The following is a 15,442-nucleotide window of genomic DNA, read 5'->3' on the forward strand; positions in this document are numbered from 1 at the left end:
TTTGATTTTAGGGGTTAATTAACGGTTATAACTTTCGTTTTGCGCGCCTAATAAACCTTCGATATCTTTTTCTCTTGCAATTTCAGCTTCTTCCTCTGGAAGGTTAGAGCTCTTTGTAGCAGAGAATGGTACGTTTTGTGGAATGAAATCTACGTCAGAACCTGGCTTAGAATAATCATATGGCCAACGGTATACGGCTGGAATTTCTCCCTCCCAGTTTCCGTGTCCTGGCTCGATAGGAGTTGTCCACTCTAGCGTAGTTGAGTTCCAAGGATTTTGTGGAGCTCTCTTTCCTTTGAAGATGGAATAGAAGAAGTTCCAAGCAAAGATCGCTTGTGCAGAGAAGGTAATAATCGCTGCAATCGAGATAAATGCGTTCATATTCGTAAAGGCAGCTGCTCCATCATTTCCTACTGCTGTAAATGAGTAGTAACGACGAGGGAAACCTGCGATACCGATGTAGTGCATTGGGAAGAATACCATGTATACACCCACAAAAGTGAACCAGAAGTGGATATAACCTAAAGTCTTGTTCATCATACGACCGAACATCTTAGGGAACCAGTGGTAAACACCAGCCATTAAACCAAAGAATGAGGCTGCACCCATTACAAGGTGGAAGTGAGCAACTACGAAATAAGTATCGTGTAAGTTGATATCTAATGCAGAGTTACCTAAAATGATACCTGTTACACCACCCGAAATGAATAATGATACAAGACCGATAGAGAATAACATCGCAGGAGTAAAGATCAAGTTACCTTTCCAAAGCGTAGTAATGTAGTTAAACGCTTTCACCGCAGATGGCACTGCAATGATCAAGGTCAAGAACATAAATACAGAACCTAAGAATGGATTCATACCGGTTACGAACATATGGTGAGCCCATACAATGAATGCAAGCACGGTGATACCCATCATAGAACCAATCATCGCACGGTATCCGAAGATAGGCTTACGAGAGTTAGTTGCGATGATCTCAGATGTCATACCTAATGCAGGAAGCAATACGATATAAACCTCTGGGTGACCTAGGAACCAGAATAAGTGTTGGTACAAGATAGGAGAACCACCCATGTTAGGTAGCGCTTGACCTTGGATATAGATCTCAGATAAGTAGAATGATGTTCCGAATGAACGGTCAAAGATCAATAATAAAGCCGCAGATAATAATACAGGGAATGATAACAAACCTAATACTGCAGTGAAGAAGAATGACCAAATAGTTAATGGCATCTTCGTGAAAGTCATACCACGTGTACGCAAGTTAATGACCGTACAAATGTAGTTGATACCTCCCATTAAAGAAGAAACAATAAAGAAGGTCATCGCTGTTAACCACATAGTCATACCTAAACCAGAACCCGGCATTGCTTGTGGCAAGGCAGATAATGGAGGGTAAATTACCCAACCACCTGATGCAGGACCCGTTTCTAAGAATAGAGACGCGAACATGATCATCGATGATAAGAAGAAGAACCAATAGGATAACATATTAATGAATCCTGAGGCCATATCTCTCGCTCCAATTTGTAATGGAATCAAGAAGTTAGAGAACGTTCCCGAAAGACCTGCTGTCAATACAAAGAATACCATGATGGTACCGTGCATCGTAACGAGGGCTAAATAAAATTCTTTATCTAGTTTACCACCCTCATCGATCCATTCACCTAAGATAGGACGTAACCAATCTAATTGCATTTCAGGGAAACCTAATTGCAAACGGAAGATGATAGAAAGAGATCCTCCAATGAACGCCCAGATAATACCTGAGATTAAGTATTGCTTAGCGATCGTTTTGTGATCTGTTGAGAAGATATACTTTGTCCAAAAATTTAGTTCGTGGTGCTCATGCTCGTGATCGTGTGCATGTGTGTGAACTTCTTCAGCGTGTGATGTTGCAGTTGACATATGAATTTATTTTCTTCTGTTCTTTGTTAAATTAGTTTACACTTACAGCTTCTTCCGCCGGAGCAGCAGCGCTATCTACAGCGACTGGTTCAGCAGGAATATACTTGCTAGCTTTTGCTTTTAAATTCTCAGGAACCTTAGCTAAATACGTAGGGTTGGTTGCTAAGAATGGTTTTTGCTCCGCACACCATTTGGCATAATCCTCTGGTTCGTCTACAAAAACAGTGATAGCCATACCGAAGTGACCACGGCCACAAATCTCAGTACAGTTTAACTTAAAGTTGAAATCTTTCTTACCAAGTTTCGCACGCATTTCGTCAGTTGACATATTAGGTGTGAACCAGAACTTAGTAGGCATACCCGGTACCGCATCCATCTTCACACGGTGGAAAGGCAAGTATACCGAGTGTAAAACGTCCTGAGCGTGAATCTTTAATAGTACCGGCTTTCCTTTAGGAAGGTGAAGTTCCGTTGCAGTAAAGTCATCAAAAGAGTGCTTATCTGTAAAATCGATACCGATATTGTTCGTTTCATCGATCAACTTATAATTGTAATTTCCTAATTGGTTATCATCATTACCGCCATAACGCACGTACCAACCAAACTGGTGACCAGTGATTTCAATGACTACAGCGTCACTTGGAGCTTGAGAAGTAATATCTCTCCAAGTTCTCCAACCTGTGAATACCAAGATAGCCATAACGATTGCTGGAATCACTGTCCAAATTAATTCTAATTTGTGGTTCACAGGATAGAAAGTCGCCTTTCTGTTTTTATTGTAACGGTATTTAAATGCAAAGAATAACAATAAGGTGTTAGTTGCAAAGAAGGCAAATGTTACTACTGCCATCGATACCCAGAACATGCTATCTGTTCTTAATCCATGCTCTGATGCAGCTACTGGCAAGAAATCCGGTTGTGCTACTAAGAATGACCAAACACCCGCAATAGTACCTAATGCCCAGAAAATGATCATTCCGTACGCATTGGCATTGTTGTTTGAATCTAAAGCTGAGTCTGTATTTTCGTCAGCAACTAACGCTTTATTCAACTTAATACTTTTGCTGATAACGGAAATCGCAAGAGCAAAGAAGATAACTGATAAAAGACCTATTAGGTAAAACATATTCTTTATTTTAAGACAAGTTCAAAAATTAAATATCGTGGTGTAATGCTTCTGGCAAGAATGGGTGGTTTTTCGCCACTAAACTTGCTTTTGTTAATTCTCCAGAGATTACATAGATAAACGCTGAAGCAAAAACAGTAACCATTCCAAATTCTACTAAACCATAACCACCGTGTTTACCTACAACACCTGGCATAATCATTTGATAGAAGTCAATATAGTGACCAGCGATAATTAAGAAAGCTGCGATCTTCAAGAAGATACGTGTTCTCTTCGCATCACGTGTCATTAGAACTAAGAAAGGCAACAAGAAGTTTAGGATTACCATTAAAATTTCTGAGCTTTTGTAAAGTTTATCATAACCTTCCCAACGCTCTAAGAAATAAATGGTCTCTTCTGGTAAGTTAGCATAGTAGATTAACAAGAATTGCTCAAACCATACATAGGTCCAGAAGATAGAGAACGCAAACATAAACTTACCTAAATCGTGTAAGTGATTCTCATTTACATAAGCCATCAAACCTTTGTCTTTCAAATACAATACCGTTAAAACGATTACGGCATAAGTAGTTACGTGCCAGGAAGCAAACATATACCATCCGAACATCGTAGAGAACCAGTGTGTGTCAATTGACATCACCCAGTCCCAAGCGAAAATCGAGCTAGATGCACCGAAAATCACGATGAACGCAGTACCAATTTTGACTAATTGAGTAAAGTATTCTGTTCCACCATTCAAATCCTCTTCTAACGATTTTTTACGTAACATATTCCAAAGTAGGATCCACAACGCACCAAATCCTACTAAACGAATTAAGAAGAAATTTTTATTCAAGTATCCAGACTTACCTGCAATGATTTTATCATAGTTCGCACTTCCTACTTCTGTTACTCCATGGTGCATCCAGTGGAATATCACATCTCCTTTGAAGAAGAAAGTTAAAATTAAGATAGGTAGGGAGATATATAAGAACTTAGGGAAAGCTTCTGGCACACGCTTCATTACCGCTGACCAACCTGATTTAGTTAAGTATTGTAATGAAACGAAGAACATGCCCACTACAGCAATACCTGTAAAGAATACAGCATTCAACCAAACGTTCGCCCAAACGCGATTCATCCAATTGTAGTGCTCTTCCGCGTCTGGTTGGTGAGAAACAGCTCCGCCTGAAAGGTGTTCTGCCGCCGCTTCGTGTCCCGCTTTTGCTGCCTCATGTCCTGCTGCCGCTACTTCGTGACCACCTGCTTCTCCTTTAGATAAAAGATAAATACCAATAACTAAAGCAACAACGCCTGCAATAAAAGCATATATGATTCGCTTTTTGCCTTCTGATGTGAAGTCAAAATGCTCTTCTACGTTTGCTGGGGAAAAATGTGAATGTCCCGCCATCTTGTTCTCTATTTTAATTTAAATGAATTTGATCTTATTGTTTTTGTAATTCGTGTACATAAAGTACGATTTTCCAACGGTTCTCTGAGGAGATCTGTGAAGCGTGAGGCCACATACGTCCTTTACCGTGGGTAATTACGTGGTAGATATGTCCATCGTTCACATCTTTTAAGGCATCACTTGAATACACTGGTACACCTTTGTATTGTTTAGCAACTAAACCGTCTCCTTTTCCTCCTTCACCATGGCAGTGTTGGCAGAAACGCTCGTATTGTAATTTACCTGCTTCGATATTCTCTGGAGTTGCAGCTAATGGGTTTTTTAACAAGGCGGCAGAGTAGGATAAACTGTCGTTAGGGACTGTTTTTGCCAATAATTCTTGCGCTAAGAACGCTTTTTTCAAGCTATCTGCACCCGTATATTTTTTTCGAGAAACCGTACCTGCTACTGGTAAACGCATATTCATCCCGTAAGGGTTGATTTTATTCGTATCACCTTGCAGTTGGGTCATTGGTTCGTAACCTACTGAATTGTACATATTAGGCGCAAACTCTGTACCTGTATCATTATGGTCATCTCCACAAGATAAAAGTCCTGCCGTAAGGCCGACTAATAAAGTGAATTTATGAATTGAATTGAACATATCTTCTTGAGAATTATTCGTTTAATTATTTAACATTAACTTCGATCGCACCGGACTCTTTCAAGGCTTTCTTGATATCAGCTGCACTTACTTTGTTTTTATCCACGTTAATAGCCATCACAAATTTGTCATCTGTTGTACGGATATCTAATGGAAGTGTAGGATTGCCAGGCCACAAGTCATTTGAGATACAGAATGTTGTTACAAGGCCAAAAGCCGTGAACAATACTGTTCCCTCGAATGTGACTGGAATCCAGTTAGGAAGTGCAAAGAAGTCTTTACCACCAATGATCATAGGCCAATCGAATACCATCGTGTAGCTAATCAATGATAAGGCACTAATCATACCTAATGCACCGAACATAAAAGCAGCGATGGGTAAGCGAGTACGCTCATGACCTACGGCTACGTCTAATCCGTGAATAGGGAATGGAGTAAATACGTCTTCGATTTTGATTCCTTTAGCCTTTACTTCGCCTACAGCGTGTAAAACCTCGTCCTCATCGTCATAAACTCCCAAAATGTAGTTAGTTGTCGAACTCATATTGTTTTAATTTCGAATGGGTAAATAAAAATTATTCTTCTGTTTTCTTTGCAGCCTTTGCTTTCTTCGCTGGGAAGTTAGACGAAACGCCTTTCATTACGGATTTCACTTCCGCCATATTTACCACAGGTAAGAATTTAGCGAATAAGAAGAATAACGTAAAGAATAAACCAAATGAGAAGATGTAATCACCGATATCATACATCGTAGGAGAGAACATCGCCCAAGATGATGGTAAGTAGTCACGGTGTAAAGATGTTACGATAATAACGAAACGCTCGAACCACATACCTACGTTTACTACGATGGATAAGAAGAACGAAACCATCAAGTTTGTACGGATCGCTTTAGACCAGAACAACTGTGGAGAGATTACGTTACATGTCATCATCATCCAATAAGCCCACCAGTAAGGACCCGTTGCACGGTTAATGAAGGCATAACTTTCATATTCCACACCTGAGTACCAAGCGATGAAGAATTCAGTTAAATAAGCGATACCTACGACTGAACCCGTTACTGTGATAACGATGTTCATCATTTCGATATGCTCGATTGTGATGTAGTCCTCTAATTTGAAAACCACACGTGTGATTAACAATAAGGTTTGCACCATGGCAAAACCAGAGAAAATCGCACCCGCCACGAAATACGGAGGGAAGATTGTTGTGTGCCATCCTGGGATAACAGACGTTGCAAAGTCCATCGATACAATCGTGTGTACAGAAAGTACAAGAGGAGTAGAGATACCTGCTAAGATTAAAGACATGTATTCATAACGTGCCCAAGTCTTAGAAGAACCTGTCCAGCCTAAGCTGAAGAAACCATACCAAAACTTACGACCTGCAGTTGTTGCACGGTCACGAATCGTTGCCAAATCCGGCACAAGACCCATATACCAGAACAATAAAGAAACTGATAAATACGTAGAGATCGCAAAAACGTCCCAAACTAACGGAGAGTTAAAGTTAACCCATAAAGAACCGAAAGCGTTAGGAAGTGGTAAAGCCCAGTGAGCTAACCAAGGACGGCCCATGTGCGCTAAGATGAACGATGCAGCACAAAGTACGGCAAAGATCGTCATCGCTTCCGCTGAGCGGTTGATGGATGTTCTCCATTTTTGACGGAATAATAATAATACGGCAGAAATCAACGTACCCGCGTGACCGATACCAACCCACCAAACGAAGTTAGTGATATCCCAAGCCCAACCTACGGTTTTATTTAATCCCCAAACGCCAATACCTTGCCACCAAGTGTAGAAAAGGCAATAAGCACCATAAATGAATACAAGACAAGAGATCCCGAATGCAATTTTCCATTCTTTTGTAGGTTCTCCCTCTACTTGCTTGCAAATATCGTGGGTAACATCGGAATAAGATTTTCCACCAGTAACTAGTTTCTCTCTTATGGGTGATACAACGTGCGACATATTTTTATTTACTGTTTTACGATTAAAAAATTATGCTTCTTTCTTAGCATCCTTGTTACGAACTTTCTTCAAGTAAGAAATATTAGGCTTCACGTTAATCTCTTCGATTACGTGGTAAGCACGTCCTTCTTTCTCTACTAATAACAATTTAGAGATCTCAGATGCAGGATCGTTCATATCTCCAAAAGTAATCGCGTTTGTAGGGCAAGATTGAGCACAAGCTACTTGAATTTCTCCATCTACTGGACGGCGCTTCTCTTTCTTCGCTTCTAATTTACCAGCTTGAATACGTTGAACGCACATCGAGCATTTCTCCATAACTCCACGTGAACGAACGGTTACATCTGGGTTAATCACCATACGTCCTAAGTCGTTATTGAAGTTGAAATCAAAGTCATCTGTTTGGAAGTAACGGAACCAGTTGAAACGACGCACTTTGTATGGACAGTTATTTGCGCAATAACGTGTACCAATACAACGGTTATACGTCATTTGGTTTAGACCCTCTGTCGAGTGAGTTGTTGCTAATACTGGACAAACAGTCTCGCAAGGAGCGTTGTTACAGTGTTGACATAACATCGGTTGGAAAACTACCTCTGGATTATCAGATGCAATTTCTAAACCTTTCAAATCTTCTACCTCCGCATCAGAAGAGTAGTAACGGTCGATACGCATCCAGTGCATCTCACGACGGTTAATAACCTCTTGACGACCTACGACAGGAACGTTGTTTTCTGCGTTACATGAAACCACACAAGCAGAACATCCTGTACAGGTATTTAAGTCGATCACCATACCCCACGCGTGGTTATTGTATTCGTGACCGTTCCAAAGTGTTAAATCAGTCGCATCTTTTTCTCCTTCAGACGTTTTCACACGAGGAGTGAAGCTTCCTGCTTTTGCATCTTTCGCAAAGTCAGCTAACACCGTTTCTTGAACGACTGCTTGACGTGCCATCACCGTTTGGTGTGTTTGCGTTTGAGCGATATCTTTTGTTTCGCCAGTTGCTGTGATAGAAACACCTTGTGTGCATGTTCCTACACAGGCTCCATTGATTTCAGAAATGAATGGATAAGCGTTTACACCCACACCGTCAGCAGACTTACCTGCCTTTGAGCGACCGTAACCGATGGCAATAGCGATCGTATCTTGAGCTTGGCCTGGTTGAACTAAAACCGGAAGAGATACTTTGTATCCTTTCGCGCTTACTTCCACTACATCACCTTGCTTTAGTTTTAATTTAGTTGCAGTTGGTTGCGAAATAGCTGCATAATTGTCCCAACATGCTTTAGAAACTGGCTCAGGGAATTCTTGCAACCAAGGGTTGTTTGCTTGAGAACCTGTACCTAAACCTACTTTTTCGTAAACTGCAATCTCTAAACCAGTAGAAGAAGCAGAATAAGCTTTGCTAATCGCAGCAGCTGATGCATTCACATCAACAGATGGGCTAGCAGAAGAAACAGTAGCGGTTGTTGGTTCGAATACACCATCGTGTAATGCATTGTTCCAAGCTACTTTGCCTCCTTTTAAGATGTTTTTCTCCCAGTTGCTCTCTAAGTAGGCAGCAAAATCAGACGGTAAGCCTGCCCAAGTTAAGAAACTTGATTGCGCTTGACGTGTTTTGAAGATCGTAGAGATCGTAGGTTGTGTTAATGAGTAGAAACCAGCTTTAGGCTCTGCATCATTCCAAGATTCTAAGAAGTGAGAATCTGGTGCGATGAATTGACATAATGAAGCAGTCTCATCAGCGCGATCGTTTGTGGCTAAGCTTAGACCTACCTTAGGAAGAGCAGCTGCAAGAGCGGCACCCATTGGGTGGTTGTACACTGGGTTTGCATTGTAGAAGATAACAGCTGCGATAGAACCAGCGCCTGCTTCTTTAATGAAGTTAGCCATCGCCATATCGTTACCTTGACGGTAGTTAACAGCTAAGCCAGAATTGATTGTTGTGCCATAAGCGCCTACTAGAGCATTTGTAGCAGCAATAATTTTTTGCACTTCGGGGTCATTCGAACCAGCTACGATGATAGAAGCTCCTTTAGAAGCTACTAAATCTTTCGCTGCTTTCTCTAAGTGATCTACTTTAACTGATGCACCTGCGATAGTCGCTGCTCCAGTTAATTTAGCCACCGCATTATACAAAGCAACCGCTACTAAACCCTCTTGAGATGGTTTGTAAGCGGCACGGTAATCTGCATTAGCACCTGTGTTAGAAAGGATGGTCTCAAATTGGTAGTGACGAGACATGTCTTTTTTGCCACCTTTTTCTGAGCTCACACGGCGAGTGATCGCCCATTGTGCAGCAAATTCAGTAGGAGCAATCCAAGAACCTAAGAAATCAGCACCTACTGAAACGATTGTTTTTGCTTTACTGAAATCAATGTTAGGTAAAACGCCACCATGTGCTTGTGTTAAACCATAAGCTGGGTTTGCGTCATAGGTAATGTGTTGTGTTGTTGGGTATTTCGCTGCGAAGTCTGCAATCACTTTCTTCGTAGTAGGAGAAAGGATAGTATTAGAAACGATGCGGATTTGACCACCTTTGGCAGCCACCTCTGCTAATTTCGCAGTGAAATCCTTATCTAAAGTAGACCAATCAGTCGCTTTACCAGCAGATTGAGGACCTTTTAATTTTTCGTTATCATATAGACTCAAAACAGAAGCATGCGCACGACCTGAAAGTACACCTTTCGAGATAGACGATGATTTGTTTCCTTCGATTTTGATCGGACGACCTTCACGCGTCTTTACTAAGATCGAAGCATAGTCGCCTCCGTCTGTGTAAGTAGACGCGTACCAGTTAGCAATCGTAGGCTCTACATCTTCCGGTTTGTTCAAGTAAGGAATCGTGTTCTTTACTGGAGACTCGCAAGCTGCTAAAGAAACAGCCGCAACCCCAAAACCTAACATCTTTAGAAAATCACGACGATGAGTTCCTGCTCCATCAACTAAAGAATCTCCTTTAGCATCCGTTTCAGATGGCATATTGCCAAACTCATTGTGGATATTTTTGACAAACGATGGCTCATTGGTTAACTCCTCAATCCCTTTCCAATACCTCTTGTTCGAATTTTCCATATAATCTTTCTTATTCAGACTAAAATTGAATCTATTTAATTTCTATTAATAGTGACACTTAGAGCACTCTAAGCCACCGATGTTTTGCACTTTCAAAGGAGTTTTGCTGTCCTTGTTGTGAACCTCTACTAATTTGTCGTAGTAAGCGTTACCTTTTGCATTCACGTCTGTTTGACGGTGGCAATCGATACACCAGCCCATTGTTAAAGAAGAACGTTGCTCTACCACTTCCATCTTTTCGATTTCTCCGTGGCAGTTTTTACACTCTAACCCACCTACGTTTGTATGTTGTGAGTGGTTGAAGTAGGCTAAATCAGGTAAGTTGTGTACACGCACCCATTGAATAGGTTCGTCTTTTTCTAATGCTTTATAGATTTTTTGAATCTCTGGAGATTCACGCTTGATTGCGTTATGGCAGTTCATACAAATGTTTGCCGATGGAACGTTAGCTCCTTTACCCTCGTAAACACCTGTGTGGCAATAGTTACAGTTGATTTGGTATTGACCTGCGTGCAATTTGTGAGAAAATTTGATTGGTTGCTCTGGAGCATATCCTTGGTGAATACCTACACCGTACGCGGCATCGATGGTTGCTTTACCTCCTAATAACAATACTAACACAATTACTCCCGTTTTAACGGCTGAGTTAGCGGCTAAAGACTTAGCGTTTTCCGAAACTCTCTCAAAGAATGACTTGCTTGGGTCAGCTTCTGCTGCTTTCGACAATTTGCTTAATGAGTTAACGATAGAAAGCAATGCGATTAATACAATCACCATGATGATTAATAATCCTACTAAAAGCACTTCCATCATTCCTCCTGAAGATTGAGCCGTCGGAGCTGCTGCACCTGCTGCTGGAGCTGCGCCTGCTGCTGGAGCCGCTGGAGCTGCATTAGAAGCATCGATGTAAGCAATAATTCCTTTGATTTGCGCTTCTGAGAAGTTTGGATAAGGAGTCATAGCTGCCTTATTAAACTTGTTGTACAAGTCATTTGCATACTTATCGCCTGATGCGATAACTGCTTGTGGATTGTGTACCCATTTAACGATCCATTCGATCGGACGACGCTCGCTAACACCCTTTAAACCAGGTCCTACCAATACTTCATCAGTGGATGCGTGACATGCCGCACAATTGTTTTTAAATAGTGTTTCACCTTCTGCTGCATCTTGTGCATACATTGCTGTCGTTGTAGCAATTAAGAATAAGAAGGAAAATAGAAACTTAACGAGAGTTAATTTTTTGCAACACATAAATATAGATTTTCTCATTTTAATTCAGTCCGCAAAACTACAATTCGATTTTTTAGGAAACAATTAAATCAGCATTCAATTTTTGTATTTTTTTAATCGGAATTATTATTTAGAATTTTTCAAAATAAGCCCATTGCAAACAAATTGAACTATTTTTAGAAAATTTTGTATAATGAAGGAGGGCATAAAAAAACCTTCCAGATTGGAAGGTTTTAGGGAGGTTTCGAGCGGATTCGAACCGCTGTAGAAGGTTTTGCAGACCTCTGCCTAGCCACTCGGCCACGAAACCAATTAATTGGGATGCAAATTTAGCTTTTTTTAATAAAGGAGCAAAGTTCTGATTGAAATTTATGTCATTTTAAGTTTATCGGAACTCAATTTGTGCTGTGCAATAAATTCTAGTTCCGATAAACCTAAAATCTAACACAAAATTTCAAACAGGCTCTTTGCTCTTTACTCTACAAACACTACTCTATCAAGTCGTCAGTCCGAAGTGGAACATTTACCATTCACCACTTACCACTTACCATTTACCACCTCTACTCTCTACTCTATTATCTCTAATCTGAAAAGAGTTAAGAGAGTGTAAATACTGATATCTCCGGCGGCATCCCCACTCTTCCCGGATATCCTAAATAGCCATAACCGCGATTCACGTAGATTTGTTGTTCGCCCTCTTGGTACAAGCCAGCCCATTGTTTGTAGACATATTGAGCTGGAGACCAGCGCATATCGGCGATTTTAACGCCAAACTGTGTACCATGTGTATGGCCCGCAAAAGCCACATCAATGTCGTGGTATTTTTTCGTGACCTCCGCATTCCAGTGGTTAGGATCGTGGGATAAAAGCAGTTTCGCCGAAGCCTCTTCTGTCCCTCTGTGCGCTTTCTCTAAGTTGCCGTACCAAGGGAAACGGCCTAAGCCGATGTTTTGGACTCCAATAATGGCTAATTTTTCGCCAGATTCTTCTAGGAAACGATGTTCATCCATCAATAAGTCCCAGCCCATTAATTCGTGAGCTTTCATCAAGTCTTTCAGGTTTTGTTTTTTAGCTGCAGGGCTGCTCCAACGCACATAATCGCCATAATCGTGGTTCCCTAGAGTACTGAAAACCCCCAAAGGAGCTTTGACCTTATTAAATACATCGAAGTAGTTCTGCACCTCTTTGGACTCGTTATTAACCAAGTCTCCCGTAAAGAAAACGACATCCGCTTTTTCGCGCATTAACATCTCCACACCCCCTTTAACGGCGGTCTTATTGAAGAATGAACCGGTATGGATATCGGAAATTTGAGCGATTTTTAGACCCTTGAAAGCAGAAGGTAAGCCTTTGATTTTTAACGGAATGTGTTCCACCGTATAATCGTGAGCTCCTGAAATAATGCCAAAGGCAAAGGTCGCCGCCGGAACTGCTCCCACCGCCAAAGCCGCTTGGGACAAGAACTCATGACGACTTATCGCGCTAGGGTCTTTCTTTAATACTTTTTTGGTCCCCCAACGGAAGAAACGGGTGATATCTTCTATCAATAAGAAGATAATAATAAACAGTTTAGTGATAACGGAAATCATCACAATCGCCATAAAGGTGATTCTGATTTCATTTTTCCAGGCATGTAAGGGAAGCGCATTATATGAAATAATACCTAGCAAAATGAAGATCGTAAATCCCCAAAAGGTATATTTTGCGGTGTTTTGTATGCTTTGTCGAGCGTTTCGAAAAGCGGTTTTGACCGCCATCCAAACATAATAGTCCAACGCGATTAACACAATACTGATAAAAGGCACAAAAAACATTTTATTCATAGCACTTAAACTATCTTTGCGATTCAATTGTTCCAAAGGTGCAAAATTACATGAAAAAGACGATAAGTATTTACGGGGGCGGTTGGGTAGGCGCACCATTGGCATTTAAACTGGCTTTAGCGGACTTCGATGTACGCGTTTCAGCTTCCAGTGTTCACCAACAAGCCGCTCATCCGAAAATCAAGGTGTTGGATTTCAGAGCAGAGCCCGATATGCCTGCAGAGAATTGGTCAGTAATTAATGATTCCGAAGTCCAAATTTGGGCCATTCCTCCACGCCGGAAGAAAAATGCAGAAGAAACTTATTTAGCTATTTTACAAGATTGGGTGGATAACATACCTGCAGGTTCAGCTAAAAAGCTCATTTTCCTTTCATCAACTTCGGTATATGCGAATGTGTCTGATACAGTAGATGAAAATTCAGGCATTAATGAGGATTCTTTAATGGCCAAAGCCGAAGCCATCGTTTCCTCCGCTAAAGTCCCATCCCTTATATTACGTTTAGCAGGCCTTATGGGTGGCGATCGCTACGTAGCCAAGTATTTTTCTGGCAAACGTAATGACGGTGCGAATTGCCCGATCAACTATGTGCACAAAGATGACGTGGTTGCATTAATTGCATTAGCCGCTGAGAAAATCGAATCAGGTATCTATAATATTGTGGCTCCTATTCACCCTACTAAAGGTGAAGTAGGCGAAAACGACATCGAACGTCGCGGAATGCCAGTGGGCTACTGGGATTATTCTCAAACGTGTTTGGGAGGAAAAATCGTTTCAGGCGATAAAATCTGCGAAGAGCTGAATTATGAATTCAGATGGCCGGATCCCCTTCAATTTCCTTTATAGTGAAAGTAAATTTAATGGTGAATGGTAAGCGGTAAATGGTGAATGATTTTTAGGAATAATTCATTTTCGCTGAATCGCTTTTGAGATAAGAGAGTATAGAGAAGAGAAAAGAAGTGGAATTCGTTTAAGTTTTTTGTGGATACCTAATCAGAAAATATTTGCGCAGCGACCTTTTCCATTAGGTATCCACAAAAAGCTTAAAGAGAAGCTTCCAATTCTTTCACTGCTAACCACGCCATTAACCCCGGCCCAATACCCAAGGCTTTTTCATCAATATCAAACGTCGGCGTATGCACCCCGCTCGTAATTCCGCGTTCGTCATTGCGTACCCCTAAACGGTAGAAACACGCATCCACGTGGTGGGTGTAGAAAGCGAAGTCTTCGCCTGCCATCCATAGATCAAGATCAACGACATTTTCTGCGCCCATGTATTCGATTGCTGCAGCCTTAGAACGGCGGGTTAGTTCAGGGTTATTTTGCAAGAAAGGATAACCTTTTAAAACCTCGAATTCAGCACGTCCGCCCATCGCATCTGCGATGCCTTCGGCGAGTTTTTTCATCTTTTCTAATCCTTCTGCGCGCCAAGTTTCATCCATTGCACGGAAAGTGCCTGCGATGTTGACTTCGTCTGGAATGACGTTTGTCGCTCCTAGACCCTCGATTTTCCCAAAAGTCAATACCGATGGAAGTTTTGGATTTTTGTTTCTCGAAATGATTTGTTGCATTGCCACGATAATATGGGAGGCAATGACGATGGGATCTATGCAAGCGTCTGGCATAGCGCCGTGGCCACCTTTACCGATCACTTTAATGTATAATTCATCCGTGCTGGCCATGTACATTCCCTCGCGGAAACCGATTTTGCCTACGGGGACATTAGTTGCGACGTGTTGGCCAAAAATGCTCGCCGGTGTTGGGTTTTGCAAGGCGCCTTCTTTTATCATGATGCTTGCTCCTCCGGGGGCTTTTTCCTCGGCAGGCTGGAATAGCAATTTGATGGTTCCTTCAAACTCGTCACGGACTTTTTGGAGGATTTGAGCAGTTCCTAAAAGGGAGGCGGTGTGCACATCGTGTCCGCAGGCGTGCATAACGCCTGGATTTTTGGATTTATAGGGAACGTCGTTCGTCTCTTGGATGGGTAATGCATCCATGTCGGCACGGAGTGCTACGACTTTTTTGTCTGGATTCTTTCCTTTGATTTCGGCGATGAGGCCGGTGTTGGCAATTTTTTTGGCCTGAATACCCATCCGCTCTAGTTGTTCTAAAACGTAAGCCTGCGTTTGAAATTCCTGATAGGAAAGTTCTGGATTCGCGTGAATATGGTGGCGATTAACCAGGGTTTCAGGGGTGATTTCAGCGGAAAGCTGCTTGATTTTTTCCAATAAAGAGGACATGGGCATTGGGTTCATTTATGCAA

At 41.6% G+C, this 15,442-nt stretch carries 11 protein-coding genes and 1 tRNA gene; 1 reads left to right on the forward strand and 11 read right to left on the reverse strand.

The genetic code is table 11. From position 1 onward, the window contains the following. Window positions 1-18 precede the first annotated feature (18 nt). The 10 genes from G9X62_RS01145 to G9X62_RS01190 all read right to left on the reverse strand — a co-directional run bounded on the left by G9X62_RS01145 (window position 19) and on the right by G9X62_RS01190 (window position 13,180). The gene (locus G9X62_RS01145; protein WP_223130994.1) at window positions 19-1,911 is read right to left on the reverse strand and encodes a cytochrome c oxidase subunit I; all 1,893 of its coding nucleotides are present in this window, start codon (window positions 1,909-1,911) and stop codon (window positions 19-21) included. Window positions 1,912-1,942: 31 nt separating this feature from the next. Continuing rightward, window positions 1,943-3,037: a cytochrome c oxidase subunit II gene (locus tag G9X62_RS01150; protein WP_223130995.1), complete on the reverse strand. Its 1,095-nt coding sequence runs from the start codon at window positions 3,035-3,037 to the stop codon at window positions 1,943-1,945. Between the two features lie 28 nt (window positions 3,038-3,065). Beyond that, window positions 3,066-4,427 (reverse strand): quinol:cytochrome C oxidoreductase, encoded by a 1,362-nt coding sequence (locus tag G9X62_RS01155; RefSeq protein WP_223130996.1) that lies wholly within the window; start codon window positions 4,425-4,427, stop codon window positions 3,066-3,068. A 34-nt stretch (window positions 4,428-4,461) separates the two neighbouring features. Beyond that, complete coding sequence (locus G9X62_RS01160; protein WP_223130997.1) at window positions 4,462-5,070, reverse strand: c-type cytochrome; 609 nt, start codon at window positions 5,068-5,070, stop codon at window positions 4,462-4,464. A 25-nt stretch (window positions 5,071-5,095) separates the two neighbouring features. Next, window positions 5,096-5,614, reverse strand: a complete 519-nt coding sequence (locus G9X62_RS01165) for a DUF3341 domain-containing protein (protein ID WP_223130998.1) — start codon at window positions 5,612-5,614, stop codon at window positions 5,096-5,098. Window positions 5,615-5,645: 31 nt separating this feature from the next. Further along, entirely contained in the window at window positions 5,646-7,046 is a 1,401-nt protein-coding gene (nrfD, locus tag G9X62_RS01170) for an NrfD/PsrC family molybdoenzyme membrane anchor subunit (RefSeq protein WP_223130999.1), read from the reverse strand. Between the two features lie 30 nt (window positions 7,047-7,076). After that, entirely contained in the window at window positions 7,077-10,124 is a 3,048-nt protein-coding gene (locus tag G9X62_RS01175) for a TAT-variant-translocated molybdopterin oxidoreductase (RefSeq protein ID WP_223131000.1), read from the reverse strand. Between the two features lie 45 nt (window positions 10,125-10,169). Further along, complete coding sequence (locus G9X62_RS01180; protein WP_261345526.1) at window positions 10,170-11,378, reverse strand: cytochrome c3 family protein; 1,209 nt, start codon at window positions 11,376-11,378, stop codon at window positions 10,170-10,172. A gap of 218 nt (window positions 11,379-11,596) precedes the next feature. Next, window positions 11,597-11,667, reverse strand: a tRNA-Cys gene (locus G9X62_RS01185). Window positions 11,668-11,953: 286 nt separating this feature from the next. Further along, window positions 11,954-13,180 carry a metallophosphoesterase gene (locus G9X62_RS01190; protein WP_223131002.1) on the reverse strand — a complete coding sequence of 409 codons (1,227 nt, stop codon included), beginning with the start codon at window positions 13,178-13,180 and terminating at the stop codon, window positions 11,954-11,956. A gap of 50 nt (window positions 13,181-13,230) precedes the next feature. Here G9X62_RS01190 and G9X62_RS01195 point away from each other — a divergent pair, with 50 nt between their 5' ends. After that, window positions 13,231-14,025 (forward strand): Rossmann-fold NAD(P)-binding domain-containing protein, encoded by a 795-nt coding sequence (locus tag G9X62_RS01195; protein ID WP_223131003.1) that lies wholly within the window; start codon window positions 13,231-13,233, stop codon window positions 14,023-14,025. Window positions 14,026-14,222: 197 nt separating this feature from the next. Here the strand turns inward: G9X62_RS01195 and G9X62_RS01200 are convergent, their stop codons facing one another. Continuing rightward, complete coding sequence (locus tag G9X62_RS01200) at window positions 14,223-15,434, reverse strand: M20 metallopeptidase family protein (protein ID WP_261345527.1); 1,212 nt, start codon at window positions 15,432-15,434, stop codon at window positions 14,223-14,225. Window positions 15,435-15,442 lie beyond the last annotated feature (8 nt).

Source organism: Aquirufa lenticrescens (assembly GCF_019916085.1).
GTDB lineage: Bacteria > Bacteroidota > Bacteroidia > Cytophagales > Spirosomataceae > Aquirufa > Aquirufa lenticrescens.

Bases quoted from the DNA above. Each gene is read 5' to 3' on its own strand.
- G9X62_RS01145 (WP_223130994.1), bottom strand. From the start codon at position 1,911: ATGTCAACTGCAACATCACACGCTGAAGAAGTTCACACACATGCACAC.
- G9X62_RS01150 (WP_223130995.1), bottom strand. From the start codon at position 3,037: ATGTTTTACCTAATAGGTCTTTTATCAGTTATCTTCTTTGCTCTTGCG.
- G9X62_RS01155 (WP_223130996.1), bottom strand. From the start codon at position 4,427: ATGGCGGGACATTCACATTTTTCCCCAGCAAACGTAGAAGAGCATTTT.
- G9X62_RS01160 (WP_223130997.1), bottom strand. From the start codon at position 5,070: ATGTTCAATTCAATTCATAAATTCACTTTATTAGTCGGCCTTACGGCA.
- G9X62_RS01165 (WP_223130998.1), bottom strand. From the start codon at position 5,614: ATGAGTTCGACAACTAACTACATTTTGGGAGTTTATGACGATGAGGAC.
- nrfD (WP_223130999.1), bottom strand. From the start codon at position 7,046: ATGTCGCACGTTGTATCACCCATAAGAGAGAAACTAGTTACTGGTGGA.
- G9X62_RS01175 (WP_223131000.1), bottom strand. From the start codon at position 10,124: ATGGAAAATTCGAACAAGAGGTATTGGAAAGGGATTGAGGAGTTAACC.
- G9X62_RS01180 (WP_261345526.1), bottom strand. From the start codon at position 11,378: ATGTGTTGCAAAAAATTAACTCTCGTTAAGTTTCTATTTTCCTTCTTA.
- G9X62_RS01190 (WP_223131002.1), bottom strand. From the start codon at position 13,180: ATGAATAAAATGTTTTTTGTGCCTTTTATCAGTATTGTGTTAATCGCG.
- G9X62_RS01195 (WP_223131003.1), top strand. From the start codon at position 13,231: ATGAAAAAGACGATAAGTATTTACGGGGGCGGTTGGGTAGGCGCACCA.
- G9X62_RS01200 (WP_261345527.1), bottom strand. From the start codon at position 15,434: ATGAACCCAATGCCCATGTCCTCTTTATTGGAAAAAATCAAGCAGCTT.